The organism is Rhizobium mayense (assembly GCF_030272705.1).
In the GTDB taxonomy this organism is placed as follows: Bacteria; Pseudomonadota; Alphaproteobacteria; order Rhizobiales; family Rhizobiaceae; genus Rhizobium; species Rhizobium mayense.
In genome coordinates this window covers 231,099-252,214 of the sequence record NZ_JARFYM010000010.1, presented here as the reverse complement: position 1 = coordinate 252,214, position 21,116 = coordinate 231,099, and the positions used below count along the sequence as shown (strand labels likewise).

The 21,116-nt window shown below is 61.5% G+C and carries 21 protein-coding genes; 10 read left to right on the top strand and 11 right to left on the bottom strand.

The window, feature by feature from the left end:
• Nucleotides 1-33: 33 nt before the first annotated feature.
• Nucleotides 34-1,641: an inorganic phosphate transporter gene (locus PY649_RS15245; protein WP_285869337.1), complete on the bottom strand. Its 1,608-nt coding sequence runs from the start codon at nucleotides 1,639-1,641 to the stop codon at nucleotides 34-36.
• Between the two features lie 276 nt (nucleotides 1,642-1,917).
• Here PY649_RS15245 and PY649_RS15240 point away from each other — a divergent pair, with 276 nt between their 5' ends.
• Complete coding sequence (locus PY649_RS15240) at nucleotides 1,918-2,229, top strand: GCG_CRPN prefix-to-repeats domain-containing protein (RefSeq protein WP_285869336.1); 312 nt, start codon at nucleotides 1,918-1,920, stop codon at nucleotides 2,227-2,229.
• A gap of 39 nt (nucleotides 2,230-2,268) precedes the next feature.
• Here PY649_RS15240 and PY649_RS15235 read toward each other — a convergent pair whose 3' ends face one another.
• The 3 genes from PY649_RS15235 to PY649_RS15225 are packed head-to-tail and all read right to left on the bottom strand — an operon-like array spanning nucleotide 2,269 to nucleotide 3,901.
• Nucleotides 2,269-2,904 carry a hypothetical protein gene (locus PY649_RS15235; RefSeq protein WP_432761361.1) on the bottom strand — a complete coding sequence of 212 codons (636 nt, stop codon included), beginning with the start codon at nucleotides 2,902-2,904 and terminating at the stop codon, nucleotides 2,269-2,271.
• Between the two features lie 34 nt (nucleotides 2,905-2,938).
• Complete coding sequence (locus PY649_RS15230) at nucleotides 2,939-3,679, bottom strand: CbtA family protein (RefSeq protein ID WP_285869335.1); 741 nt, start codon at nucleotides 3,677-3,679, stop codon at nucleotides 2,939-2,941.
• A 12-nt stretch (nucleotides 3,680-3,691) separates the two neighbouring features.
• On the bottom strand, nucleotides 3,692-3,901 hold the full coding sequence (locus PY649_RS15225; protein ID WP_285869333.1) for a CbtB domain-containing protein: 210 nt from the start codon (nucleotides 3,899-3,901) through the stop codon (nucleotides 3,692-3,694).
• 237 nt (nucleotides 3,902-4,138) lie between these two features.
• Here PY649_RS15225 and PY649_RS15220 point away from each other — a divergent pair, with 237 nt between their 5' ends.
• Nucleotides 4,139-4,705 carry a histidine phosphatase family protein gene (locus PY649_RS15220; RefSeq protein WP_285869331.1) on the top strand — a complete coding sequence of 189 codons (567 nt, stop codon included), beginning with the start codon at nucleotides 4,139-4,141 and terminating at the stop codon, nucleotides 4,703-4,705.
• Nucleotides 4,706-4,709: 4 nt separating this feature from the next.
• Here the strand turns inward: PY649_RS15220 and PY649_RS15215 are convergent, their stop codons facing one another.
• The 5 genes from PY649_RS15215 to cyoA form a co-directional block, all read right to left on the bottom strand.
• On the bottom strand, nucleotides 4,710-5,474 hold the full coding sequence (locus tag PY649_RS15215; protein ID WP_432761360.1) for an SURF1 family protein: 765 nt from the start codon (nucleotides 5,472-5,474) through the stop codon (nucleotides 4,710-4,712).
• 191 nt (nucleotides 5,475-5,665) lie between these two features.
• Complete coding sequence (gene cyoD, locus PY649_RS15210; RefSeq protein WP_285869330.1) at nucleotides 5,666-6,067, bottom strand: cytochrome o ubiquinol oxidase subunit IV; 402 nt, start codon at nucleotides 6,065-6,067, stop codon at nucleotides 5,666-5,668.
• Nucleotides 6,064-6,690 carry a cytochrome o ubiquinol oxidase subunit III gene (cyoC, locus tag PY649_RS15205; RefSeq protein ID WP_285869328.1) on the bottom strand — a complete coding sequence of 209 codons (627 nt, stop codon included), beginning with the start codon at nucleotides 6,688-6,690 and terminating at the stop codon, nucleotides 6,064-6,066. Before cyoC ends, cyoD begins: the two co-directional genes overlap by 4 nt.
• A 5-nt stretch (nucleotides 6,691-6,695) precedes the next feature.
• Complete coding sequence (cyoB, locus tag PY649_RS15200; protein ID WP_285869327.1) at nucleotides 6,696-8,699, bottom strand: cytochrome o ubiquinol oxidase subunit I; 2,004 nt, start codon at nucleotides 8,697-8,699, stop codon at nucleotides 6,696-6,698.
• A 147-nt stretch (nucleotides 8,700-8,846) separates the two neighbouring features.
• Nucleotides 8,847-9,932, bottom strand: a complete 1,086-nt coding sequence (cyoA, locus tag PY649_RS15195) for a ubiquinol oxidase subunit II (protein WP_285869326.1) — start codon at nucleotides 9,930-9,932, stop codon at nucleotides 8,847-8,849.
• Between the two features lie 392 nt (nucleotides 9,933-10,324).
• Between cyoA and PY649_RS15190 the strand changes: the two genes are divergently transcribed.
• Nucleotides 10,325-11,662, top strand: coding sequence for an MFS transporter (locus PY649_RS15190; protein ID WP_285869325.1), 1,338 nt, complete (start codon nucleotides 10,325-10,327; stop codon nucleotides 11,660-11,662).
• A 60-nt stretch (nucleotides 11,663-11,722) separates the two neighbouring features.
• On the opposite strand, the gene PY649_RS15185 is transcribed toward PY649_RS15190, so the two are convergent.
• Nucleotides 11,723-12,427 carry an LrgB family protein gene (locus tag PY649_RS15185; protein ID WP_285869324.1) on the bottom strand — a complete coding sequence of 235 codons (705 nt, stop codon included), beginning with the start codon at nucleotides 12,425-12,427 and terminating at the stop codon, nucleotides 11,723-11,725.
• Entirely contained in the window at nucleotides 12,414-12,821 is a 408-nt protein-coding gene (locus tag PY649_RS15180) for a CidA/LrgA family protein (protein ID WP_285869323.1), read from the bottom strand. Before PY649_RS15180 ends, PY649_RS15185 begins: the two co-directional genes overlap by 14 nt.
• A 101-nt stretch (nucleotides 12,822-12,922) precedes the next feature.
• Here PY649_RS15180 and PY649_RS15175 point away from each other — a divergent pair, with 101 nt between their 5' ends.
• From PY649_RS15175 to PY649_RS15145, 7 genes are all read left to right on the top strand, one after another.
• A complete protein-coding gene (locus PY649_RS15175) occupies nucleotides 12,923-13,810 on the top strand; it encodes a LysR family transcriptional regulator (protein WP_285869322.1) in 888 nt (295 codons plus the stop codon).
• 119 nt (nucleotides 13,811-13,929) lie between these two features.
• Nucleotides 13,930-14,946 (top strand): iron ABC transporter substrate-binding protein, encoded by a 1,017-nt coding sequence (locus PY649_RS15170; protein ID WP_285869321.1) that lies wholly within the window; start codon nucleotides 13,930-13,932, stop codon nucleotides 14,944-14,946.
• A 127-nt stretch (nucleotides 14,947-15,073) separates the two neighbouring features.
• Complete coding sequence (locus PY649_RS15165) at nucleotides 15,074-16,675, top strand: ABC transporter permease (protein WP_285869320.1); 1,602 nt, start codon at nucleotides 15,074-15,076, stop codon at nucleotides 16,673-16,675.
• Nucleotides 16,672-17,724, top strand: a complete 1,053-nt coding sequence (locus PY649_RS15160) for an ABC transporter ATP-binding protein (protein WP_285869319.1) — start codon at nucleotides 16,672-16,674, stop codon at nucleotides 17,722-17,724. The genes PY649_RS15165 and PY649_RS15160 overlap by 4 nt, the downstream gene beginning before the upstream one ends.
• Before the next feature lie 104 nt (nucleotides 17,725-17,828).
• Entirely contained in the window at nucleotides 17,829-19,001 is a 1,173-nt protein-coding gene (locus tag PY649_RS15155) for a M20 aminoacylase family protein (protein WP_285869318.1), read from the top strand.
• A 456-nt stretch (nucleotides 19,002-19,457) separates the two neighbouring features.
• Nucleotides 19,458-20,033: a TetR/AcrR family transcriptional regulator gene (locus PY649_RS15150; protein ID WP_285869317.1), complete on the top strand. Its 576-nt coding sequence runs from the start codon at nucleotides 19,458-19,460 to the stop codon at nucleotides 20,031-20,033.
• Nucleotides 20,034-20,084: 51 nt separating this feature from the next.
• A complete protein-coding gene (locus tag PY649_RS15145; RefSeq protein WP_285869315.1) occupies nucleotides 20,085-21,086 on the top strand; it encodes an alpha/beta hydrolase in 1,002 nt (333 codons plus the stop codon).
• Nucleotides 21,087-21,116: the final 30 nt, after the last annotated feature.

Genomic DNA, 21,116 nt, shown 5'->3' with positions numbered 1-21,116 from the left:
TGCATTATTTGCCGTCAAAAGGCGTGCCACCGATCAGAAGACCTGACGGAGAAAGACGAAGAGCACGAAGGCAAGCGCGATCGAGGCGGGTAGCGTCAGGACCCAGGCCATCAGCATGTTGCGAACGGTCGACCATTGCAGTCCCGAGCCGTTGGCGGCCATGGTGCCGGCGACACCGGAGGACAGGACGTGCGTCGTAGAAACCGGCAGGCCGAGATTGTCGGCCGCACTGATCGTCAACATGGCGACGACTTCTGCAGCGGCGCCCTGGCCATAGGTCAGATGCGTCTTGCCGATCTTTTCGCCGACAGTGACCACGATGCGCTTCCAGCCGACCATGGTGCCCAGTCCGAGTGCCAGTGCCACGGCAACCTTGACCCAGAGCGGGATGAACTTGGTCGCGTGATCCACAGCCCCGTGATAGTTGGTGACGGCCTTCAGGTCGTCGCCGTTCATCGGCAGCAGCTTCTGCTTGTCGATCAGCTTCAGTGATTCACCGATCAGATAGATGTCGTTGCGGACGTTGCCGACCAGGCCGTTCGGCAGCTTTTCGACGCTCGGATAGGCGGCGATTTCAGCGCTGGTGGAATGGATATAGGCCTGCAGCGCCGGCGTCGTTGTGTCCGTCCAGGTCTTGCTCTTCACGGCATCGCTGACGGCGGCCTTCGGATCGGCCGGTGCGGCAACGCCGGGCTTTACATACTTGCCGAGCACGGTCTCGACCTGCGCCGAAGCCGTCTTGTAGGCCTCGAGATAGTTGACGTCCGGCGTACGGTTCAGCGCAAAGGCGGTCGGTACGAGACCGATGAGGATGAGCATGATCAGACCCATGCCCTTCTGGCCGTCGTTCGAACCGTGGGCAAAGCTGACGCCGGTGCAGGTGAAGATCAGCAGAGCGCGGATCCACAGCGGCGGCGGCGCATTGCCCTTCGGTGCTTCATAAAGCTCCTTCTTGCGGATCAGAACTTTGGCGACCAACAGCAGCAGGGCCGACGCCGCGAAACCGATGATCGGTGATAGCAGCAGCGACATGCCGACGCTGGTTGCCTGCGACCAGTCGACACCGCTGGTCGCGGAACCGGCGGGCGCGAGGAACTGATTGGCAAGGCCGACGCCGATGATGGACCCGACGAGCGTATGCGAGCTCGAGGCCGGCAGGCCGAGATACCACGTGCCGAGATTCCAGACGATGGCGGCGGTCAGCAGGGCGAAGACCATAGCGAGGCCGGAGCCGGAGCCGACCTGCAGGATCAACTCCACGGGCAACAGCGCCAGAATGCCGAATGCGACGGCGCCCGAGGAGGTCAGCACGCCGAGGAAATTGAAGCAGCCGGACCACATGACGGCAAATTCAGCCGGCAGCGAGCGGGTGTAGATGACGGTAGCGACCGCATTGGCCGTATCGTGAAAGCCGTTGACGAATTCGAAGCCGAGCGCGATCAGCAGCGCCAACCCGAGCAGGATCCACGGAACCGCGACGGCGTTGGCAAGATCGTTGTTGAGGGCATAGCCGACATACGCGAGCCCGCCGAGTACCACGATGCCGAAAATCGGCAGGAACCATTTGGTGGAGCCGGCTGCACCGTGAATAGGATGATTGGCGTTGCCGCCTTCCGCATTGCTTGAAACGACGTCAACCATCTCAAACTCTCCTATAGCGAATAACGTTTCCCATTTAAGCGCGCATGATGAAGCCCTCATGACGCATAAAGAGACACTTATGCGGTCTCTGGTTGCATCGACGCTTGGCGCATCGAAGAAGCGGGCTCCCGTTAAACGGCAGCACACGGAATGGTCACCGCAACCTGGCGTTCAACATCTTGATTTTGCCGCGAAATCGCCTTTTTCGGTTCACCCGGCGTTCAGCCGGCGAAGGTTTAAATCCGCTTGTAGGGACATGTATAGAGGACCATCACCATGAGATTGTCCGTGATTGCCATCGCTGCCGTGCTCGGCAGCTTGGTCGTATCTTCGGCAGAAGCAATGCCCATCGCCGCCGTTGGGACTGTGGCCAAAGCGCCGGTCGTCAATGTCGATTATGCCTGCGGCCGTGGCTGGCATTTGACGCCTCGGGGCGAATGCCGGCCGAACCGCTGGGGCCCGCCGCGCGGTTACGGCTGGGGCTACTACAGAGCACCACCGCCCCCCGGCTGGGGTTGGCATGGCCATCGGCGCTATTATCGTGACGATTGGGACGGTGGTTGGCGAGGCCGGCCACGGGACTGGTAACATCAGACTTGCTGCCGTCCGGTGAGGGCGGGTGGTCATCTAATTGACGGTATCGAGTTTCGTCCGCAGGAGCCGCGCGGTCCACCACAGTGCGGCTCCCGCCGTCATCAGTGCCAGCACCGTCGCGACGAGGCTTTTGGCATGCAGAATGATGCCGGCGAGCCGTGGCCGGATCAGGTCGGCCGTATTGAAGCCTTCATTGCTGAATTGGCAGAGAATGAGCGACAGATTGTTGCGCACCAGCGCGCCGTCGATCTCGGAGACGAGGTCGCCAGCCGGCACCATTTCGTCCTTCATCGTCCGCATCTGCAACAGCGCCAGCTTGGCAGCGGCGAGGTACGCGTGCGAGCATTCGTTAAAGGGGCTGTCCTCATCCCCAACACTTCCAGGCATGATGCCCCAAAGGCAGTAGGCTCGTTGGATCTGCGCGAAGTTCAAAACGCGACGGAAGGACTCGTTGGTATCTGACGCCGATAAGGCAAGCGCGATGATGCGCCCGTAGTAAGGGGCGATCACGGCCATTTCACCGTGGCTCAAGCTTGGTATCGGAATGCCCGCATGACTTCCGGACGAACCGCCGCTATGCGCCTCCGCCTCCATGGGCAAACCGAGCGCGCAGATCAGATAAAAGACCAAAAGCAGAATGGCTGATTTCAGCAGAACTATCCCCCGCATGAGGCCATGCGGGAGACGTGTCAGGCTTGCCATTTCAGGCCCGGCGCACGGCAGCGCGACCGTGGCGAACCTGCGGCAGATCGCGTTCGGCCCATGCGCCGAAGGCGAGGCCGAGCGTTGTCCACAAAATAGCATGCATGCCAAGCGAAGTGATCCGGAACCGCCAGAGTACGACGGCGGAAAACTGTTCCGGCACTTCGTTGATCGCCGGCAGCAGGTATTGAACCAGGCCGATGAACAAGATGTAGGCGATGCCGGCGAAGATCACGCCGTTCCACGATCCGTAGCGCGCCGCCAGCTGACGGGCGAGGGACACCGCGGCAACCATGGCGACGACGGAGGCCAAGATCATCACGAAGAACAGCTCGGTTCTGGCGCCGATCGTATCCGGATTGCCGACTGCCGGCGGGTTGGCCGGGTATTTGATGTCGGGAACCAAGGAGATGGCGACAAAGGCGGCAATAGCCAGCAGCGCGGCCGTGCCGCGGGCGCCAAAGGGGCTGACGCGGCCATAGACATAGGCGAAGACCAGGGCGAAGAGCCCGCCGACCGCCGTTGCGTAGACCATGATGCCGGTGAAGAGGCCGAGGCCCGCCTGTGTCGCGCGGCTGACGATTTCCGGTTCCGGCGTTTCGCCTGCCGCCTGGGCAGCCTGCTCTTCAAACGCGATCGCCTGATCGACGAGAGGCTCGCCGAACGTATGGGCGAAGGCAAAAATGAGAATACCAGCAAGGGCTCCGACCAGCATGCCGCGGAGCAAAAGACGTCCAACCATGGGCTTGACCCCTTAGTGGCAGGGGAATCCGAGCAGATGGCGCCCGTCATGCACAAATTCGTGCACATAGGAGCCGGAAAACAGCGCCGTCGCGCCTTCTTCGGCGCCAATGAAATAGATCGCCAGCATCATCAGCAGGCCGGCGAGGATCGCCCAAGGCAGGATTTCGCCAAGCGGGATCGGCGTCGGGATGGCGGTCGGTGCAAAAGTGGTGTCAGACATTTTATTCCCTTTAAGAAGAGCGCGTTCCATTTACGGAAGGGTTTTTTACGGGAAGGGTCTGGCTCTCTAGGGGCGGTATCCGCCCTTCGATTACAGTGGCGCGACCGCGCCGGGATTTCACCGGCTTCCACACCCGTAAGACTAACTTTATATCTGGCTGTAAAGACGATTGTCAATCAAGGTGTTGCCGCGATCGAACGTGGCGGCAGCAGATCCGACCCGAGGATACTTAGCACCATGAAAACGCGTTTGAGCTGGATCTGCCATGGTTCGACCGAAGCCAACCGGACCGGCCGCTTTCCGGCCGACGAACCGCTGGAGGCAAAGGGGACCGAGCAGGCCGCTATGCTTGCCGCACAGATCGGAACGGTCGACCGGGCGTGGACGAGCCCGGCCCTGCGTGCCCGCCAGACGGCGGCGGCTATGGCACTCGACGCCTCGATAGAGCCGTCTTTGCGCGAATGTGACTATGGGCGCTGGCGAGGCAGGCCGATCACCGAGCTCCATGAGACCGATCCGGAAGCGCTCTCGCTCTGGATGATGGATTTAGATGTCGCGCCACACGGTGGCGAACCCTTGTCCACCGTCTTTGCGCGTGTCGACGATTGGATGACGAGCCACATCGGCGATGGCGGCCATGCGGCCGTCGTGACGCACGCGACTGTCATTCGCGCCGCCCTTCTCCACGTGCTGCAAGCGCCGCCTTCGGCTTTCTGGACGATCGACATCGAGCCGCTCGGCGTCGTGGAGATGACCAGCGATGGCCGCCGCTGGCGGCTTCGTTTTCCGAATGCTGCGAGATAGCGTTCTAGCAGCTTGCCTTCGCCCGCCGTCTTTCGAAACAGACAAGGTAGGCGGCGAGGCCGAACGTCATTACGGCAAGCCCGTACCAGGTGATGGCATAGACGAGATGATTGTTCGGAAAGACGATCTGCGTCAGGCCGCCGACGGGCAGGTCGCCCGGATTTTTTGCGTCGTCCGCATCGATGAAATAGGGCGCTACGTTTTGGAGGCCCCGCGCCTCGGCGATCGCCGTAACGTCGCGGGAATACCAGCGCTCTTGCGCGGGTACGTTGGAGCGTAGCAGCGTGCCCTTCGGTTCGTTGATCCGCAGCAGACCGGTGACGGTGGTCTCGCTCGCTAATTGACCGGCGGGGCGGGTGCTCGGATTGCGCTTATCGGTTGGCACGAAACCGCGGTTGATGACGACAATCGTCCCGTCACCCGCTCTCAGCGGCGTCAGCACCCAATAACCGGGGCCGAGCTCGGTCGACGCGTAGACCTGCGTCTCCTTGTCGTTGAGGAAGGTGCCGGTCGCCCGCACATGCTTGTACTCGTAGCCGGCGGCGTCGATCGAAGGCCATTCCGCCGGCCCAGGGGCCGGCGAGGGCGGCGCGTGCACACGGGCATCGACACGGGCGATCAGATCCAGCTTCCAGGACAGCCGCTTCACCTGCCAGGTGCCGAGGGCGATGAGCGCTGCGGTCAAAAGCAGAAGCAGGATCACCCAGACGGCGAGCGTGAGTGTGGAGCGAGATTTTTCGGAAGGAGTATCGGTGTGGGCATCGGTCAAGGCGCAAAGCTCCATCGGAGGCGCTGTCACATGATCCGGAAAATGCGAGGCGACTTTCGGACAAGATCAGGTGATCTAGAAAATGCTGCTGTGACTTCGTGCATCCAATTGGACGCGCTGCACAGCAGCCCGGCGAAAATCTCACGCCGGCAGGGACGGCGGGCATCCATCGGACACCCGCCGCTTCGTCGTTACGGCATGTTGCGCATCATCTCGGGCGACATGGGCATCATGTTTGAATTCAGGTGATGCATGACCCAGAGCGAACCGGAGAGGGCGATGATCACCAGTACGATGGTGAAGATTAGCGCCATCATGTTCCAGCCGCCTTCCGAGCGGGTGTTCAGGTGCAGGAAGTAGATCATGTGCACGATGATCTGGATCGCGCCGAGGATCATGACAATCGCCACGGTGGTGCCCGGATCGAGGACCTTGCCCATGACCAGCCAGAAGGGAATGGCGGTCAGGATGACGGAGAGGATAAACCCCGTCATGTAGCTCTTGAAGGTGCCGTGTGCAGCCTCGTGGCCGCCATGGTGGCCATGGCCGTGGGCGTCGGCGGAATGATGCGAAGGATTGGCGTTCGAGCTCATCCGAGAACTCCCATGAGATAGACGAAGGAAAACACGCCGATCCAAACGACGTCGAGGAAGTGCCAGAACATCGACAGGCACATCAGACGACGCTTGTTTTCGGGGATCAGCCCGAGGCGGCTTGTCTGAACCATCAGCGTGATCAGCCAGACGATACCGACGGTGACGTGCAGGCCGTGCGTGCCGACCAGCGTGAAGAAGGCCGACAGGAAGGCGCTGCGCTGCGGACCGGCGCCTTCCAGGATCAGGTGGTAGAACTCGTTGAGTTCGAAATAGATGAAGGCGGCGCCGAAGAGGCCGGTGATTGCCAGCCACAACATCGTTCCCGACTTGTTGTTCTTATCCATCGTCAGCATGGCAAAGCCATAGGTGATGGAGGAAAGCAGCAGCATCGTCGTGTTGAGGGCGACGACCGGCAGCTCGAACAGATCGGCCGGCGACGGACCGGCCGCATAGTTGCGGCCGAGTACGGCATAGGTAGCAAAGAGGACTGCGAAGATCAGGCAGTCGCTCATGATATAGATCCAGAAGCCGAGCATCGTGCTGCCTTCGGGATGGTGCTCCTCCGTCAGATAGAATGCGGTCGGTTCACCATGCTTGGGAGGTACGGTGTGGGTCGTCATGGGTCTTATACCTGTCCTGCGAGCAGCTTCGTACGCTCGCCTTCGGTCTTCACAACCTCATCGGCGGGGATGTAGAAGTCGCGCTTATAGTTGAAGGTATGGCCGATCGTAATGGCGATCATCGCGACGAAGGTAATGGCGGCGAGCCACCACATGTACCAGATCATGCCGAATGCGAAGCCGATGGAGAGAATGCCGAGGATGATGCCCGTGCCGGTATTCTTCGGCATGTGGATCGGGATGAAGCCCTCGGTCGGGCGCGTGTAGCCGCGGTTCTTCATGTCCCACCAGGCGTCGTGGTCGTAGACGATCGGCGTGAAGGCAAAGTTGTAGGCCGGCGGCGGCGACGAGGTGGACCATTCCAGCGTACGGCCGTTCCACGGGTCACCTGTGTGATCGCGAAGCTCTTCGCGCTTCATGAAGCTGACGGCAAGCTGGATTAGGAAGCTGGCGATGCCGATAGCGATCAGCACGGCGCCGAAGGCTGCGATCACGAAGTAGATCTGCAGCGACGGATCGTCGAACTGGCTGACGCGGCGGGTGACGCCCATCAGGCCGAGGATATAGAGCGGCATGAAGGCGAACCAGAAACCGATCTGCCAGAACCAGAAGCTCATCTTGCCCCAGAAGGGATCGAGCTTGAAGCCGAAGGCCTTCGGGAACCAGTAATTGACGCCCGCAAACATGCCGAAGAGCACGCCGCCGATGATCACGTTATGGAAGTGGGCGATTAGGAACAGCGAGTTGTGCAGCACGAAGTCGGCCGGCGGAACCGCGAGCATGACGCCGGTCATGCCGCCGATGACGAAGGTCACCATGAAGCCCACCGTCCAGAGCATCGGCACCTCGTAGCGGATGCGGCCGCGATACATGGTGAAGAGCCAGTTGAACATCTTCGCGCCCGTCGGGATCGAGATGATCATCGTGGTGATGCCGAAGAAGGAGTTGACGCTGGCGCCAGAGCCCATCGTGAAGAAGTGGTGCAGCCAGACGAGGTAGGAGAGGATCATGATCACGCAGGTGGCGTAGACCATCGAGGCGTAGCCGAAGAGGCGCTTGCCGCAGAAGGTCGCAACGACTTCCGAGAAGACGCCAAAGGCCGGCAGCACCAGAATGTAGACTTCCGGGTGACCCCAGATCCAGATGAGGTTGATGTACATCATCGGATTGCCGCCGAGGTCGTTCGTGAAGAAGTTCGTGCCGACGTAGCGATCGAGGGTGAGCAGCGCCAGCGTGGCGGTCAGGATCGGGAAGCTCGCGACAATCAGGATGTTGGTGCAGAGCGACGTCCAGGTGAAGACCGGCATTTTCATGAAGGTCATGCCCGGCGCGCGCATCTTGACGATGGTGGCGATCAGGTTGATGCCCGAGAGCGTCGTTCCGATACCAGCAACCTGCAGGCCCCAGATGTAATAATCGACGCCGACATCGGGACTGTAGGCAATGCCGGAAAGCGGCGGATAGGCCAGCCAGCCGGTCTTCGCGAATTCGCCGATGAAGAGCGAGATCATGATGACGATGGCGCCGGCCGTGGTCATCCAGAACGAGAAATTGTTGAGGAAGGGGAAGGAGACGTCGCGAGCGCCGATCTGCAGCGGCACGACAAGGTTCATCAGACCCGTGACGAACGGCATCGCCACGAAGAAGATCATGATGACGCCGTGGGCGGTGAAGATCTGGTCGTAGTGATGCGGCGGCAGGTAGCCATCCGAACCGTTGAAGGCGATCGCCTGCTGCATGCGCATCAGCAGCGCGTCGGAGAAGCCGCGCAGAAGCATGATCAAAGCCAGCACGATATACATGATGCCGATCTTCTTGTGATCGATGCTGGTGAACCATTCCTTCCAGAGAAAGCCCCAGAGGCGGAAATAGGTCAGCAGGCCGAGAAGGGCGATACCGCCGACGGCGACGCCGAGGAAGGTCACGACGAGGATAGGCTCGTGATAGGGAATCTGATCGAGCGTCAGCCGACCGAAGATGAATTTATAGAGGTCCGGGTTGGAAAACATGGATTGCCTCTGTCCTTATAATGTCTTGTTACCGCGCATAGCCCCTTAAATCGGCAGGGATTTAAGGAAGGGCGTAGGCGCCATTTCAAACTTCCGCTGCGACCTTCGCGCGCCCCGAAGGACGCGCGGCGCAGCAGTGCGCGGGGTTCAGTTGCTCGGCTGGGGAGCCGGGGCGGCTGAACCGCCTGATGAGCCGTGGCCCATGTCCATGCCGGGCATGGACTGCATGTCGTGCGGCGCCGGCGTGACGTCGTCGGCTTCGGCGTTGCGGTTGTCATAGACCAGGCGTTCGCGATTTTCCTGGCTATCCTTGCCAGCACCACCCTTGGCGTCGATATCCATCATTTGGCTGATGCACATCTTGCTTGGATCGGCGCACATATTGAGAATGGCGTCGAAGAGTCCGCTATCGACCGCGTTGAAGTGGCGCACGGGCTCCTGTTGGCTTGGCTTGGCAAGCGCCAGATATTCCTGACGGCCAAGCGGTCCGCCCGTCGACTTCACCTGCTGAACCCACTGGTCGAAATCGGCTTGGCTCAGGCCATGAAACTTGAAGCGCATATGGGAGAAGCCCGCGCCGCTGTAATTGGCCGACAGGCCCTGATATTCGCCGGGCTTGTTGATGACGGCGTGCAGCTTTGTCTCCATGCCGGGCATGGCATAGATCTGGCCCGCAAGCGCCGGAACGAAGAAGGAGTTCATCACCGAGGAGGCCGTGATCCTGAAGTTGATCGGCGCATCCACCGGCGCGGCAAGTTCGTTGACCGTGGCGATGCCAAGATCGGGATAGAAGAACAGCCATTTCCAATCGAGCGCCACGACTTCGACGTTGAGCGCTCTCGTGGCGGTGGTCACCGGCTTGCCTTCGCGGACGCGGTCGAGAGGCCGGAAGGGGTCCAGCTTGTGGGTGCTGATCCAGGTCACCGCGCCGAGCGCGATAATAATCGCCAGCGGCGCCGACCAGATCACCAGTTCCAGACGGGTCGAATGATGCCATTCGGGATCATAGGGCGCAGCGGCATTCGATTGGCGATATTTCCACGCGAAGAACAGCGTCAGGAAGATCACCGGTATGATGATGATCAGCATCAGAACCGTCGAGACGACGATAAGGTCGCGCTGCTGCACGGCGACATCGCCGGAGGGAGCCATCACCACCATGTTGCAGCCTGCGAGCGACAACATCAGTGGGAGGACAGATAAGCGGCTGAAAATCTTCGATAGTCTTGGCACGTCTCAAAGCTCTTTTTGTTATTGACCGTACCGCGACTAAAGGACGGCGGTCGTGAACGGTATGAGGTGTTTCGTCGCACCGCAGCAAGTTTGGGTGCAATGCGGTATCGCACACAACTTCGCCTATCGGGAAAATCCTGAGAAATCCAGAAGGTTTTCCAACGGCCGGTTGCTTTTGTTGTGGCTAATATACCGAGATCGGTGGATATGGCTACCGTCGGCAGCACGTCAACCCGGCATCGTCGCCACAAAGGCGGAATTTGACCCCGCCAGACCGCCAATTTGCGAATTAATCCACGCGCGAGACTTGATAAGTCCGCAAGTTTGATAAACATCTTGTTTGTACGCGAATTCGTGGAGGAGTTTGCGTCCGGAGAAGGAGGCTCCCGCATATGGCCAGCGTCACGCATGAATCATTAAACCCAACATCTGCAGGTTTAGAACGCGACGCCCGCGAAATGCATGCTCGCGCCGCTGTCGACCCAGGTAGTATTGCCATCGGCGTGATCATCGGTCGCACGTCCGAGTTTTTCGATTTCTTCGTCTACGCCATCGCATCGGTCCTGGTTTTCCCGAAGTTGATCTTCCCCTTCGTGGATCCGCTGCCGGGCACGCTGCTTTCCTTCCTTGTTTTTTCGCTCGCCTTCATCGCTCGCCCTGTGGGCTCGTTCATCTTCATGGCGATCGACCGCAACTATGGCCGCGGTGTCAAGCTGACGGTAGCGATGATTCTGCTCGGTGGGTCCACGGCGGCAATGAGCTTCCTGCCTGGGTTTAACGACGTCGGCGTCTATGCGATCATCCTGCTTTCCATCCTTCGCATCTGTCAGGGCCTTGCGCTCGGCGGGGCCTGGGACGGTCTTGCCTCCCTTCTGGCGCTTAACGCGCCGACCAATCGTCGTGGCTGGTATGCGATGATCCCGCAGCTCGGCGCGCCGATCGGCTTCATGCTGGCGAGCGCTCTTTTCGCGTATTTCGTGGCAAACCTCTCGACGGTCGATTTCCTGGAGTTTGGCTGGCGCTATCCGTTCTTCTGCGCCTTCATGGTCAATGTCGTGGCCCTCTTCGCCCGGCTTCGCCTGGTTGCCACGCCGGAATTCGGCGCGCTGCTGGAGCGCCATGAGCTGGAGCCGGTCAGAATGTCCGAGCTGCTGCGCGTGCATGGCCGCGATGTGCTGATTGGCGCTTTCGTGCCGCTCGCAAGCTTCGCGACCTTCCATCTGGTCACGGTCTTCCCGCTCGGCTGGGTAACGCTTTATAGCGCGCAGACCCCCGGCTCGTTCTTGCTGGTAGAATTCCTCGGCGCGATCTGCGGTATCGTCGCGATCGTCTGTTCCGGCCTGCTCGCGGACCGTATCGGCCGCCGCAATCAGCTTGCCGTCGGCGCCGTATTGATCGCGATCTTCGCCTTCGTCGCGCCCTGGCTGCTCGATGGCGGCGTTACCGGCCGCCATATCTACGTGGTTCTCGGCTTTACGCTGCTTGGCCTCTCCTTCGGCCAGGCCGCCGGCGCCAGCGCCTCGCGCTTCAGCCGGAACTATCGCTACAGCGGCTCGGCACTGACCTCGGACCTCTCCTGGTTGATCGGCGCCGGCTTTGCGCCCTTCGTCGCGCTCGCCCTCTCCAGCCAGTTCGGCCTGGTCTATACCAGCCTCTACCTGCTCTCCGGCGTCGTCTGTACGCTCGTTGCGATCTTCTTCAGCAAAACGCTGGAGACACGCGACAACTGATCGAACCCTTGGAGCATCAAAAAAGCCGCGGCGCAAAAGCGTCGCGGCTTTTCCTTGAGGTCAGGCTGCGTGCATCGCCCATGCGATCAGAGGCGCCGCAAGCACATTGGTCAGGCCGACCAACACCATGACCAGCCCGGCAATCGAACCCTCCTCACGACCGATCTCGTGCGCTTTGGCGACGCCGACGCCATGCGCGCCCATGCCGAACAGCGCACCGCGCGCCATGCCGGACTGTAGCGGCAGGAGGCGCAGCAATATCTGCCCGGCGGCCGCGCCGAAAAGACCGGTGATGACCACGAACACCGCCGTCAGGTTGGGCACGCCGCCGATGTCGCCGGAGACGACCATGGCGAAAGGCGTGCTGATCGAACGCGGCATCAGGCTGAGGCGCAGGCTTTCATCCAGGCCGAAGAGGCTGGCGAGCCCCCAAGCCGATACCATGGCCGTCGCACTGCCGACTGAGACGCCGGCAAGCAGGATCGGCCAATAGCGCCTGATGAGCGCGCGCTGTTCGTAGATGGGCACGGCAAAGGCAACGGTTGCCGGGCCGAGCAGCGCCAGCAGCCAATGTGTGTCGCGCATGTAGTCCTGATAGCTCGCATGCAGGACGACGGCGATCGCGATCAGGACTGCCGGCGCGGCAAACAGGGGCGACAGCCAAACCACCGGCCAGCGGCGATAGAGCGCTTTCGAGAGATAATAGAGGACGATCGTCGCGACCGGCCAAAAAAGGGTGAGCGCAATGGCTTCAGCGGTGAGCATGGCGAGAGCCTTCCCGGCGCATCATCAGACGGTACCCGATATCGATCGCCAGCGCCGTGACGCTCATGACGATGATCGTGCCGACCAGGATCACGGCGATGATCTTCAGCCCTGTGAGGCCGATGAACTCGCGGTGATCGAGGACGGCAAGGACCGCCGGAACGAAGAACAGCAGCATTTCGGCGAGAAACCATTCAGCGCCGCGCCGCACGCTGCCGATACCAACCTTGCCGCTGGCAAGCAGGCAGAGCACCAAAAGCATGCCAACGATCGGGCCTGGGACAGGCAGGTGGGTGAAGCGCACGATACCCTCACCCGCCTGCCAGAAGGCGAGCAACAGGATGATCTGGGCGAGGCGGCTCAGTCTTGGGCGGTTTTGCAGGCCGATGCGCATCGAGGGAGGTCCTGGGGAGATTGACGGCGCAGATATAAATCCCCAACACTTATGAACAAAATGAATTGATTTCATAAAGTCTAGTCTGATATGGAATAGATATGGAACTTCGGACATTGCGTGCTTTTGTCGAAGTCGTGCGCCAGGGCGGCTTTTCGGAAGCGGCCAAGGTGGTGTTCACGACCCAATCCGCCGTCAGCAAGGCCGTCCGCCAGTTGGAGGACGAGCTTGGCCTGCCTCTGCTCAACCGTATCGGCCATCGAACGACGCTGACCGATGCCGGCGAGGTGGTCTATCGCCGTGCTCTCACGATCTTGGCCGGCCGCGATGACCTAATCGCCGAACTCGCCGAGCTGCGAGGGCTCTCGCGCGGCACCCTGAGGCTCGGCTTGCCACCGATCGGCAATGATGTGCTGTTTGCGCCGCTCTTTGCGGTCTTTCGCAGCCGCTATCCCGGTATCGAGATCAAGCTGGTGGAGCAGGGGGCGAAGCGGCTGGAGGAGATGGTGCTGTCGGGAGAGGTCGATCTCGGGGTTTCACTGCTGCCAGTGCCGGAAGCCTTCGAATGGCAGAGCGTGCGCCGGGAGCCGATTCATGTGCTCCTGCCCTCAGGGCACCTTCTCGAGGGTCGCAAGACGGTGCAGCTCGCAGAGCTCAAGGACAATCCGTTCATCCTGTTCGAAAGTGGCTTTGCGCTGAACAGCGTCATCCTGGGCGCCTGCCGCACCGCCGGTTTTGAGCCTGAAATCGTTGCGCGCTCAAGTCAGATCAATTTCATCATCGAACTGGTTGCGGCCGGTCTCGGGGCGGGCTTCCTGCCTCGAATGATCGCAGAGCAGCGCAGCCGCGCCGGCGTAAGCAATGCCCTGGTCGTCGAGCCCTCGATGGAGTGGCACATGGCCTGGATCTGGCGGCGGGGCGGCTATCTCTCGCATGCCGCCCGCGCCTGGCTGGATCTGGCCGGCAGCGAGCCATCATCTAAATCTTGACTCTCATTTCAAACTTTTGTGATAAAAAGAGGCATGCAGAAACTTGAAAATGATAGTCAAGAAAAATATAGGCTATCGGACCACCGTCGAAGACGGGGTTATCAAGCGAGAGGACGCCTATGACTTTTTCCTTTACCCATCTCACCAGCGCCTTGGCGCTTGCCGCAGGCCTCGCGGTTGCTCCGTTCGCGGCAAATGCCGCCGGTTCCGAAGGTATCGTCGTCTACAATGCGCAGCACGAGACCCTGACGCAGGCTTGGGCTGATGGTTTTACAAAGGAAACCGGCATTAAGGTGACGATCCGCAACGGCAGCGACATGCAGTTCGCCAATCAGATCGTCGAAGAGGGTGCTGCATCCCCCGCCGACGTGTTCCTGACCGAAAATTCTCCGGGCATGGCGCTGGTCGACACCAACAAGCTTTTCGCTCCCGTAGATGCTGATACGCTGGCGCAGGTGCCGGAAACCTTCAAGGCAGCCGATGGCAATTGGGTCGGGGTTGCCGCCCGCTCCACGGTTTTCGCCTATGACAAGACCAAGCTGAAGGAGAGCGACCTGCCGAAGTCGTTGCTCGACCTTGCCGATCCCAAATGGAAGGGTCGCTGGGGTGCATCGCCGGCCGGCGCCGACTTCCAGGCGATCGTCAGCGCGCTTCTCGAGCTGAAGGGCGAGGACGTCACCAAGTCCTGGCTGAAGGCGCTGAAGGAAAACGCTACGCCGTACAAGGGCAACAGCGTTGCCATGAAGGCTGTCAATGCCGGCGAAGTCGAGGGCGCAGTCATCTACCACTACTATTGGTTCGGCGATCAGGCGAAGACGGCTGAAAACAGCAAGAACGTCGCTCTGCATTATTTCAAGAACCAGGATCCGGGCGCTTTCGTGAGCATTTCCGGTGGCGGCGTTCTCGCTTCCAGCCAGCATCAGAAGGAAGCCCAGGCCTTCTTGAAGTGGATCACCGGCAAGGGCGGCCAGGCCGTTCTGCGCGACGGCGATTCCTATGAATATGCGGTCGGCAACGGCGCTCAGTCGAACCCGAAGCTGGTGCCGCTCGCCGACCTCCAGGCGCCGAAGGTCGAGCCTTCCAAGCTGAACAGCAAGAAGGTCACCGATCTGATGACGGAAGCCGGTTTGATCTAAGTCCTTGCAACCGGTCCGCATGCCCTGCTAGGGGGCATGCGTATAGCCGTTCGGCCATTTCAATCCCGGCAACCGCCTTCCAGCGGCGATTGCCTTCCTAATTCAGGGCGTGAAAGGCAGCTAAGATTTGCTGCAGAAGAACACATATGGCGCGCCGGCCGGTCAGGCCGCTGCCACGCGATTGCCCCCGCTGACGGCTGGGCCTCGCGGCCGTGTTCCGCATGCTTCCGTCGTCGCCCTCGCATCCGCCGTCGCTCTTCTGAGCCTGGTGCCGCTCGGCTTCATTGTCTGGGTCACCGTCGAGACCGGCTGGCACGACGTCGTCGCGCTCGTCTTTCGTAGTCGCGTCGGCGAATTGCTGACCAACACCGTCCTGCTTGAAGTCTGCACCATTCCGCTCTGCATCCTGCTTGCCGTCACGCTCGCCTGGCTGACCGAGCGCACGAATGTCCCTGGTGCTCGCCTCTGGTCCTGGCTGGCGGTCGCGCCGCTTGCGGTGCCCGCTTTCGTGCACAGCTATGCCTGGGTCAGCCTGCTGCCCGGAATGCGCGGGCTCTGGAGCGGCGTGCTTGTTTCGATTCTTGCCTACTATCCTTTTCTCTATCTGCCCGTGGCTGCAGCGCTGCGCCGTCTCGACCCGGCGATCGAGGATGCCGCCGCCTCGCTCGGCCTCGGCCCCTGGCGTGTCTTCTTCCGGGCCATCCTGCCGCAGCTTCGCCTCGCCATCTGCGGCGGCTCGCTGCTGATCGGCCTGCATCTGCTGGCGGAGTACGGTCTCTACGTGATGATCCGCTTCGACACGTTCTCGACCGCGATCGTCGATCAATTCCAATCCGCCTATAACAGCCCGGCCGCCAACATGCTCGGCGGTGTTCTGGTTTTCTGCTGCCTGCTGCTGCTCGGGATCGAGGTGCTGGTGCGCGGCAACGAGCGTTATGCCCGTGTCGGCTCCGGTGCGGCCCGCCCGGCGGACCGCCGGCTGCTCGGCTGGTTCGTCATCCCAGCCATTGCGCTTCCGCTGGCAACGGCGGTGCTTACGCTCGGCGTGCCGTTCGTGACGCTGGCGCGCTGGCTTTATCTCGGTGGCATCGGCATTTGGCGGATGGATGCGGTCGGCTCCGCTTTGCTGCAGACCCTCGGCCTGGCAATTGTGGGCGGTCTACTGACCACTATAGCCGCCGCCCCCATGGCGTGGCTTTCGGTGCGTGCGCCGGGCCGGCTGCAGCGCATCCTCGAAGCCTGCCATTATTATGTTGGCTCGCTGCCGGGCGCCGTGGTCGCGCTGGCGCTGGTGTCGATTACAGTGCGGCTGATCCTGCCTCTATATCAGACCTTTGCGACATTGCTGCTCGCCTATGTCCTGCTGTTCCTGCCGCGCGCCATGGTGGGCTTGCGCTCCAGTATTGCCCAGGCCCCTGTCGAGCTCGAGCGCGCCGCCATGGCCCTTGGCCGCACGCCCGGCCAGGCCGTGCGGCAGATCACCATGCGCCTTGCCGCTCCCGGTTTTGCGGCGAGCGTTGCTCTTGCCGCTCTCGGCATCACCAATGAACTGACGGCGACGCTGATGCTGTCGCCGAATGGCACGGTGACGCTGGCGACGAAGTTCTGGTCGCTGACCAGCGAGATCGATTATGTCTCCGCCGCGCCCTATGCCTTCATGATGGTGGTGCTGTCGCTGCCGCTCACCCTTCTCCTCTACGTGCAATCCAAGCGGACGGCCGGACAATGACTTTTCTGGCGATCAAGAACATCAGCAAGCGCTATGGCCCGGTGCATGCGCTCGACAACATCGACCTAACGGTCGCTGCCGGCAGCCGCACCGCCGTCGTCGGCCCCTCCGGCTCCGGCAAAACGACATTGCTGCGCATCATTGCCGGCTTCGAGATGCCGGATGCCGGCCAGGTGATGCTGGAAGGCGAGATGCTGGCCGACGGGCCGGCCGTTGTGCCCGCCCATCGTCGCGGCATTGGCATCGTTTCGCAGGACGGCGCCTTGTTTCCGCATTTGAGCGTGGCGGACAATATCGGCTTCGGCATGGAGCGTGGGCAGGCGGATCGCGCCAAAGAGATCAATGCGCTCATCGATATGGTGGAGCTCGACCGTGGCATGCTCGACCGCCGCCCGCACCAGCTCTCCGGCGGCCAGCAACAGCGCGTGGCGCTTGCCCGCGCGCTCGGCCGCAAGCCCGGGCTGATGCTGCTCGACGAGCCCTTTTCTGCGCTTGATACGGGCCTGCGCGAAAACATGCGCAAAGCCGTCGCCCGCGTGTTGCGCAATGCCGGCATCACCACGATTCTGGTGACGCACGACCAGGCGGAAGCGCTTTCCTTCGCCGATCAAGTGGCGGTATTGCGCGGCGGCAAATTGGTGCAGGCCGGAACGCCGCAAACGCTCTATCTCAATCCTAGCGACCGCGAGACGGCCACCTTCCTCGGTGATGCCATCCTGCTGCCGGCCGAGCTGGGCGATGGTTTTGCCGATTGTGTGCTGGGCCGCATCCCGACGGACGCAAATGGCCGCCGGGGGCGGGCAGAAATCATGCTGCGCCCCGAGCAGCTGCGGTTCAGCATGATCAATGGCGCAGCTTCCGAAGCCATTTGCGCGGGCAACGTCATCGACGTCGAATTCGGCGGCGCGGTCTGCACGGTGACGCTTACCCTTGCCAAAGCCGCAGGCGCAGCACCACTCTCCATTAAAAGTTCCAGCGTCGGCCTGCCGGAAATCGGCAGCACCGTCCACGTCAGCGTGCTCGGCAGGTCGAATCGACCTGAAATCTGAATCCGTCTCTAAATCAAAAAGTTAGAGCGGGATGTCGCCCGAAAACCGCGCACACTTTTCGGCATCCCGCTCTAGCGATCATCTCCGATGCCGAAGGAATCCCGATGTCTCTCCCCGAGCAGTTTGCCCAGGATCTGCCGTTCCTGACGTCCCTCCGCCATAACCTGCACGCTCATCCCGAACTTGGGTTCGAGGAGGAGCGCACCAGCGGCATCGTCGCGACATTGCTCGAGGAGGCGGGCATCACAGTGCATCGCGGCCTCGGCAAAACCGGCGTCGTCGGTACGCTGCAGGTCGGCAACGGCACCCGCCGTATCGGCCTTCGCGCCGACATGGATGCCCTCGCCATGCCGGAGAAGGGCAACCGGCCCTATAAATCCACCATTCCCGGCAGGATGCATGCCTGTGGCCATGACGGCCACACCACGATGCTTCTCGGTGCCGCCCGGTATCTGGCCGCCGCGCGCTGCTTTTCCGGAACGGTGCATTTCATTTTCCAGCCGGCCGAGGAAGGTCGTGGCGGCGCACGGCGCATGGTGGAGGAGGGTCTCTTCGATCTCTTCCCCTGCGACGCCGTTTACGGCCTGCACAATATGCCGGGTCTTGCCGTCGATGAGATGGCGGTTGTCGAAGGTCCACAGCTTGCTTCTTCGGATAGCTGGCGCGTCACCTTCCGTGGCGTCGGCACGCACGGCGCCAAGCCGCATCTCGGCAAGGATCCGATCACGGCGGCGGCGACATTCCTCTCCTCGCTGCAGACCATCGTCGGCCGCGTCGTCGATCCGCTGCAGCCGGCCGTCGTCAGTGCCTGTTCACTGCAGGCCGGCGACCCCAAGGCTCTGAACGTCATTCCCGACACGGTCGACATCGGCGGCACGGCACGCGCCTATACGCCCGACGTCCGTGATCAGCTCGAACGGGAAATCGGCCGCCTGGCACAAGGCACGGCGGCCATGTACGGCATCGCGGCCGATTACCGGTTCGAACGCCGTATTCCGCCCGTGGTCAACGATGCGGACGCAACCGCGCGGGCGCTGAAGGCGGCCGTCAGCGCTTTCGGTGAAAAAGTTCTCACCCGCTTCCCGCCCTCTACCGCCGGCGACGATTTCGCTTTCTTCGGCCAGAACGCCCCCGGATGCTACGTCTGGCTGGGCAACGGCGCCGCCGTCGAGGGCGCGTTGCATCACAACACGGCCTATGATTTCAACGACGACGCTATCGCATCCGGCGTTGCATTCTGGACGACGCTGGTGGAGCAGGAATTGGGAATGGAGTGAACACCTTGGCGCGGCGGGGAGACGGCCGAGTGGAGCGCGGGTTGGGGGCGTTGCGCCGTCAGGTTTGCTTCCGCGTTTGCTCAGAACCCTCGTGGCTATCGCCTCGACCCCCTCATCCGCCCTGTCGGGCACCTTCTCCCCGGGGGGAGAAGGGGATAAGACGCACCATCGCCATCCTCACCAAAGCGCCGGAGAGGGCACAAAGGTCGTTCCCTCTCCCCGCCTGCGGGGAGAGGGCTAGGGTGAGGGGCCTACTTTGCAGATCACATCAACCTCTCAAACCTCTCCAAGCACTGGTGTCATCAACACGTGCCCTGTCACGACGTCGCATTTCCGCGATCCGTCGGATGCCGCCCGAAATTGTGAGCGAGCTGTGCCAGGTGGCGACTTTGGGATTGATCTCAGCTAGAAAACTAATGTAATTAGGTTTAAAGCTAATGGCATTAGGAACGATAAATGGCGCGTGCTGGATTGACTGCGGAACGGCTTGTTCAGGCCGGGGCGGAGCTGGCTGACGAGATCGGGTTTGCACATATTACCGGGGCCGCGCTGGCAAAGCACTTCAACGTCAAGCAGGCGAGCCTCTATTCACACATAGCGAGCTTCGATGACCTGAAACGCAGGATCGCGCGGCTGGCGCTGAGCGAGATTGCGGCCCGTTCCGCCGAAGCGCTGGCCGGCCGAGCCGGCAAGGAGGCGCTGGTTGCGCTTGCCAATGTCTATCGTGACTATGCACGTGAGCATCCCGGTCGTTTTGCTGCCGCGAGGCATCCTCTGCCTTCGGACGAGGCGAGCGGAAGCACCGGCCCGATGATCGCGCAGATGATGCGGGTTGTCCTGAGCAGCTATGATCTTCCGGATGTCGAGCAAGTTCATGCCGTGCGCCTGTTGGGCGGCTTCTTCATGGGGTTCGTGACGCTGGAGCTGGCGGGCAGCTTCTCGCACAGCTCACCCGATCCCGAAGCCTCATGGTCGCGAAGCCTGGATGCGCTCGATGTGACGCTGCGAAACTGGCCGGTTGCCGCTCCCTGATAACGATCAAGACGTCAGTATCCATTCGCCGACAACGAGCCGGGAGACATCATGGACGATAAATGCAAGGGGGTGAAACTGCCGGAACGGACGGTGCCGTTTCCGGCTTCCATAAGCCAGCAGGCGCAGGCGGCGCTACGTCGGGCAGTCGGAGAAGACGGCATCCCCTTGAATGCGCTGCATGTCATGCCTGACGTCAGCGATTTCAACGGCTGGATGAAGCTGAAGGCCTTCGCCGACGTCTACTATCGGGCAGCCGCCGAAAGGCTGGCGGCGCAAGCGCATGCAAGCGTAGAGACGGTGCAGATCGAGGAAGCCTGCGTCCACATCGCCACACCAAGCCGCGCTTTCCCGGAGGACTATGCCTATATCGATCTGCATGGCGGCGCACTGGTCATGGGCGGCGGAGCCGCCTGCCGCGCCGGCGCACAGACCCAGGCCGACCAGCACGGCATTCGTTGCTACGGCATAGACTACCGGATGCCGCCGGAGCATCCCTATCCGGAGGCGCTCGATGATTGCATGACGGTCTATCGCCATGTGCTGGATCAATATAAGCCAGAGAACATCGTCATCGGCGGACGTTCGGCCGGCGGCAATCTCGCGGCTGCCATGATATTGCGAGCCCGCGATGAAGGCTTGCCGCTGCCCGCCGCGCTGGTTCTTCTCTCGCCGGAACTGGATCTCACGGAGTCGGGGGATAGCTTCCAGGTCAATCGGCTGGTTGATGTCGTCCTGCCGGGATCGCTGATGCCGAACAACCTGCTCTATGCACAGGGAGCGGATCTCGCCCATCCCTATCTGTCACCGCTCTTCGGCGACTTTTCGAAGGGCTTCCCGCCGACCTTTCTGCAAAGTGGGACGCGGGATCTCTTCCTGTCTAATGCCGTTCGCATGCATCGCTTCCTGCGCCGCGCAGAAATTCCCGTCGAGCTTCACGTCTTCGAAGCCATGCCGCATGGCGGTTTTACGGGAGCGCCGGAGGATCGAGAGCTGGCCGAGGAAATCACGCGTTTCGTGAGGCAGTGTCTGGGCCGAGGCCCAAGCGTGTAAAAGGCAGTTCTCGATGATCCCCGCCTTCGG

What these genes read in the sequence shown, in the direction of transcription:
- PY649_RS15220 (WP_285869331.1), top strand. Translation starts at nt 4,139, where the DNA reads ATGAAAACGCGTTTGAGCTGGATCTGCCATGGTTCGACCGAAGCCAAC.
- PY649_RS15150 (WP_285869317.1), top strand. Translation starts at nt 19,458, where the DNA reads ATGGCGCGTGCTGGATTGACTGCGGAACGGCTTGTTCAGGCCGGGGCG.
- PY649_RS15145 (WP_285869315.1), top strand. Translation starts at nt 20,085, where the DNA reads ATGGACGATAAATGCAAGGGGGTGAAACTGCCGGAACGGACGGTGCCG.
- PY649_RS15170 (WP_285869321.1), top strand. Translation starts at nt 13,930, where the DNA reads ATGACTTTTTCCTTTACCCATCTCACCAGCGCCTTGGCGCTTGCCGCA.
- cyoB (WP_285869327.1), bottom strand. Translation starts at nt 8,699, where the DNA reads ATGTTTTCCAACCCGGACCTCTATAAATTCATCTTCGGTCGGCTGACG.
- PY649_RS15190 (WP_285869325.1), top strand. Translation starts at nt 10,325, where the DNA reads ATGGCCAGCGTCACGCATGAATCATTAAACCCAACATCTGCAGGTTTA.
- PY649_RS15155 (WP_285869318.1), top strand. Translation starts at nt 17,829, where the DNA reads ATGTCTCTCCCCGAGCAGTTTGCCCAGGATCTGCCGTTCCTGACGTCC.
- PY649_RS15230 (WP_285869335.1), bottom strand. Translation starts at nt 3,679, where the DNA reads ATGGTTGGACGTCTTTTGCTCCGCGGCATGCTGGTCGGAGCCCTTGCT.
- cyoD (WP_285869330.1), bottom strand. Translation starts at nt 6,067, where the DNA reads ATGAGCTCGAACGCCAATCCTTCGCATCATTCCGCCGACGCCCACGGC.
- PY649_RS15160 (WP_285869319.1), top strand. Translation starts at nt 16,672, where the DNA reads ATGACTTTTCTGGCGATCAAGAACATCAGCAAGCGCTATGGCCCGGTG.
- PY649_RS15175 (WP_285869322.1), top strand. Translation starts at nt 12,923, where the DNA reads ATGGAACTTCGGACATTGCGTGCTTTTGTCGAAGTCGTGCGCCAGGGC.
- PY649_RS15240 (WP_285869336.1), top strand. Translation starts at nt 1,918, where the DNA reads ATGAGATTGTCCGTGATTGCCATCGCTGCCGTGCTCGGCAGCTTGGTC.
- cyoC (WP_285869328.1), bottom strand. Translation starts at nt 6,690, where the DNA reads ATGACGACCCACACCGTACCTCCCAAGCATGGTGAACCGACCGCATTC.
- PY649_RS15185 (WP_285869324.1), bottom strand. Translation starts at nt 12,427, where the DNA reads ATGCTCACCGCTGAAGCCATTGCGCTCACCCTTTTTTGGCCGGTCGCG.
- PY649_RS15245 (WP_285869337.1), bottom strand. Translation starts at nt 1,641, where the DNA reads ATGGTTGACGTCGTTTCAAGCAATGCGGAAGGCGGCAACGCCAATCAT.
- PY649_RS15225 (WP_285869333.1), bottom strand. Translation starts at nt 3,901, where the DNA reads ATGTCTGACACCACTTTTGCACCGACCGCCATCCCGACGCCGATCCCG.
- PY649_RS15180 (WP_285869323.1), bottom strand. Translation starts at nt 12,821, where the DNA reads ATGCGCATCGGCCTGCAAAACCGCCCAAGACTGAGCCGCCTCGCCCAG.
- PY649_RS15235 (WP_432761361.1), bottom strand. Translation starts at nt 2,904, where the DNA reads ATGCGGGGGATAGTTCTGCTGAAATCAGCCATTCTGCTTTTGGTCTTT.